This window comes from Lacinutrix salivirga (assembly GCF_053604675.1).
Genome location: NZ_JBSHNP010000133.1, coordinates 1 through 4,567 on the forward strand (window position 1 = coordinate 1; position 4,567 = coordinate 4,567).

2 protein-coding genes are annotated in these 4,567 nt (G+C 40.7%); one reads left to right on the plus strand and one right to left on the minus strand.

What is annotated here, in order from left to right:
- The coding region (locus ACVC5O_RS11615; protein ID WP_452220531.1) for a dodecin family protein at positions 1-123 on the plus strand (123 nt) is incomplete at its 5' end.
- Positions 124-237: 114 nt separating this feature from the next.
- On the opposite strand, the gene ACVC5O_RS11620 is transcribed toward ACVC5O_RS11615, so the two are convergent.
- Positions 238-4,567: T9SS type B sorting domain-containing protein (locus ACVC5O_RS11620; protein ID WP_452221650.1), on the minus strand; the 4,330-nt coding region annotated here is incomplete at its 5' end.

Genomic DNA, 4,567 nt, shown 5'->3' on the forward strand with positions numbered 1-4,567 from the left:
CACGCCTCTAAAAGCGTTAAGAACATTCGTTCTGTATATGTAAAAGATCAGAGTGCTAGTGTTAAAGATGGTGAAGTTTCTGATTTTAGAGTGAACTTAAAAATCACTTTTGAAGTAGAGTAATTTCCTGCTTATATCTAACAAAACAGCCTGAACATTTTGTTCAGGCTGTTTTGTTTTTAATATAATTTTTACTTGTGTTTTATTTACTGTTTTTTTATTTATTGCGTTTTCTTTTTAGCGTTTTAATGTAAAGTGCGCTTTAAACTGTTTTTTGGTAGTGTTTGGGTCGTTTGGTTCTCTGTATTCTACCGTAAACCAATAGTCACTTGTTGGCATTAGATTACCATTAAAGGTTCCGTCCCAACCTTCGCCTGTTGGACTTAGTTGTTTTAATAACTTACCAAAGCGATCGTAAATATAGATTACCGCGTCTGGTTGATCTTCAATACCATATATGTTCCATGTGTCGTGATATCCATCGTTGTTTGGTGTAAAGTACAGTGGGTAATCCATTACTGTGATTGGATATTGTGTTTCCCCACAACCATTGATATCGCGTACTGTAATTATATGTGCGCCTGCTTCTACATTATCGAAGGTAAACATACCATTGTTTGGCTCATTAGTTTCAAATGGTCCATCATCGATACTAAACTCAAATATACTCAAGTCATTAACTCCGCCTTGGCTTGTTGCTGTAACGTCTATACTGTGGTTTTCTGCAAAGGCCAGTGTGGTTACTTGTGCGCTTACTAATGGTGGTGCACTTTCGCTTACCACTGTTTGATCTTGGTTCTCACAGTCTGTAGCCTGATCTGTGACTACTACCATATAGGTTCCGCCTTCTGCTGGTATTAAGCTTGCTCCTGTTTCGCCTGGCAGTACTGTGCCATTTAAACTCCACTCAAAACTGTATAGTGCTGGGTCTAACTCAGTGTCTAATACTGGTGTGTCTAACACTTCTGTGCCATTGGTGTTTACACATAACAAGTAGTTGTCTTCTAAATCAAACATTGGTAATGGGTTGACTTGAAGGGTAAGTTCTGCGGTTTCGTAACAGCTAGAGGTGTCTATTGCGTTATCTACTATACCATCGTTGTTTAAATCCACTAAGTCGCCTTGTCCATCGCCATCTAAATCGATAAAGTCTATTATACCATCTCCATTGGTATCAAATCCATCGGAGACCATATCGCCATTAACATCTAATAAATCGAATACGCCATCTGCATTGGTGTCATAGGTATCGATAGTCCCATCGCCATCAACGTCTAGTCCTGTGGTGCCTAATGCGGCCAAGTCTAAACTTATGGTGTCTATGGCTTGTAAATCGTTATCTACGCGTACTATTATTACTTGTGGATTGGTTATGTTTTCGTATAATAATGGTAGTGCATTGGCTGCTAAGCCTTCATCGGCATCTGCTTGTGTTAGATAATAGCTTACAGTGTATATTGCTGGGTCTTGACCGTCTAAAACCTCGTCGTTCTGTGTGGATAAATCAAATTGTGCGCTATCATTGGTTGGGTCGCCATCGGTTTCCATATTATCGTCACATATCGGATAGAATAATGGCTCCATATCTGGATTGGCTTGTGCAGCTTCTTCTACGCCTATATTAAAATTGAGTGTTGCATCACAGCCTGTATTTGTATTAGTGATGGTCACATAAATTATTTGTGGGTCACTGGTGTTTTGATACGGTTCTGTAAGCAAAATGGCATTCATGGCCATATCGGCATCCATTTGACTTTCGTAATAGGCTACGGTGAATACCATTGGGTCTTGTCCGTTTAAAATCTCATCGGTTTTGGTATTGAAATCAAAATCGGCAACATCGTCTGTGTTTAATTCACAGATAATATAGTCTGTTACTGGACTTACTGCTGGTAATGGGTTTACAATAATATCAAAATCTACTATGGTATAACAGCCTGTGCCATTGGTGCCTGCTGCATCTTCTCCATTGGTAACTCTTACATAAATGGTTTGTGGTGTAATGCCTACCCCTGGATTGTTTGGGTCTTCGTTACTATGCTGTGTTGGGTCTGCTATCGCATTGGTTCCTGACATGGCATCGTTAAAGTCTGTATAATAGCTTAAATGTCTTGGGTCTGTTGCAGAGCCTTCTCCATTTAAGATATAGATGGCGTTTTCTGTTAAATCAAAGAGTTCTATTAAATCGTTTGGTCCTACTACGTTATTATCGTCACAGAGTTCTAAATCTGCTGGATCGTCACTTGGTGTTGGGTTTGGTAATACGCGTATGGTTAACGTGGTGTATGAGGAGCAGCCTGTATCCTGATCCGTTACTTTTACATATAGTGTTTGTGGGTTTAATGGGTTGGCACCAATCATCATATTGGTGTATGCTGTGTCGGGATCGATTGCTGGTATGCCTGCTAAGGCTTCTGCTTGTGTTTCAAAATACGCTACATCCCAACTTACTGTTCCGCCTGTAATCTCATCGTTCTTTACCGTTAAATCAAAGGCGGTCATTTGATCGTTTACTTGTCCAAAATCATCACATTGTGTTAATGGTGTTGGTTGATTGATTACTGGTGGAAGTTCTACACGGATTATAAATTCGGCATTTTTTACACAGCCATTGGCTACGCTTTCTAAACGTATATAAATGGTTTGTGGGTTACTGGTATTGGTGTAACTCGTTGTATTTACTATTGGATTGTCTCCTGTGATAGCATCTGCTGGATTGGTATGGTAGCTTAAGATGTAATCTGCTGGTGTTTGTCCGTTTGTAAATATTTGTGGTGTGATTTCTGATTCAAAATCAAACTGACTAAAGCCATTGGCATTACCATCTTCATCACAAAGCACATAATCCTCTATAGTAACTGGTAGTATTGGTGTGGATAGGGTTTCTAATACTAATTCTACAATACTGTAACAGCCTGTGATGTCGTTTTCTGCACGTACATAAATGGTTTGGGTATTCTCTACAATATTATTGTATGGTGTGCTGGTGTCTATGGCGTTAAGGTCGTCTTCTGCGTCTGCTAAGGTTTCGTGATATGTGATTGTGATATTTGGCTCGCCATTTTCTATGTCTGTAGTCAAACTCTCTAAATCAAACATCGCATAACCATCGTTATCCTCATCACATTCTTGTAATGGCATTGGTGGGTTTGGTGATGGTAATGGATTGACTACTAAATCGAAAGTTGTAGTGCTAATGCAGCCTGTAAAATCGTTTTCTGCTCTTACAAATAGGGTTTGTGGATTTGCTGGTAAGCCGTTTATAGATTCGTTGATATAAGGACTAAATACTTCGTCTGTATCATTATCTGCTCCTGCTTGTGTGGTGTGGTAGCTTAGCGTGATTCCGGTTTGACCGTTAAGGATTTCTGCATTGGCATCTTCTAAGGTAAAGGCTTCAAACTCATCGCCTGGATTGTTATAATCACAGAGTTCTAAGGAGTTGGCTTGCTCTAAAACTGGTAATGGGTTAACGATAAGTTCTAAGGCTACTGTTTTTATACAGCCATTATTCATGTCTTCTACACGTACCCAAATTACTTCTGTATTTGGCATCACATTGGTATAGGCATTTGGGGAGGCTATAGTTGCGGTTCCATCTAGTGCGTCTTGTGCTGTTGGATGGAAAGTAATGGTGTATTGCAGTGGGTCTAAATCGTTAGTGGTATCGGCATCTAAAAGATTTAAAATCTCATCGTTTTTGGTTGGTAAATCGAAAATCGCAAAGCCATCGGTATCGTCATCACACTCTTCTAATGGAGTGAGCTCGGCTGCTGTTGGGATTTGTGGTGTTGGGTTAACGATAAGTTGTATGGTTTCGAAACTGGCACAGTTTGTTGCTATGGTTGCGCTCTCTACTCGTATGTAAATGGTTTGTACGTTGGCTACTATATTGGTATAGGGCACGTCTGTGATCGCATTGACATTGTTTTGTGCGTCTGATTGTGTTTCGTGATAGGTTACATTTAAAGTGGTGTCGCCTCCTGAGACTTCGGCTGTAGCATCACTTAGTGTGAATTCACCAAAACCATCGCTGTCTGGATCGCAATACTCTAAGTCTGTTGGTGCAAATGTGGTTGGTGCTTGTTCTACTTGTAGTGTTAGTGTGGTAGTGTCAAAACAGCCTGTATTGGCGTCTTCTACGCGTACAAATACGACTTCGCCTGTAGTGCCTAAATAGTCTGGAATTGGTAATGCTCCCATTGGTGCCTCGGCATCTGCTAAGGTGTTGTAATAGCTTACAACATAACTTGGGTTGCCACCACTGATCTCATTGTCTTTTAAACTTAAATCGAGTAAGGTCATACCATCTGGTGTGCCATCATCACAAACTTCTAAGTCGGTTGGTGCTACTACTGTTGGTAAGGAATAGGCTGTGACTGTAGAGGTGCTTGTCGATGGACAGGCTCCGTTGGTCGTGTAATCTACTGAGTAGGTTGCACCTGGAATACCTGAGGTGATTGCGCCTGTTGCGCTATCTAATAGTGCGCCATCGGTTGGTGCTGGTGCTGTCCAAATATATGTTCCGCCTGGTGTGGCTTCTGTGGTGACTAAACCGCCTTCGCAA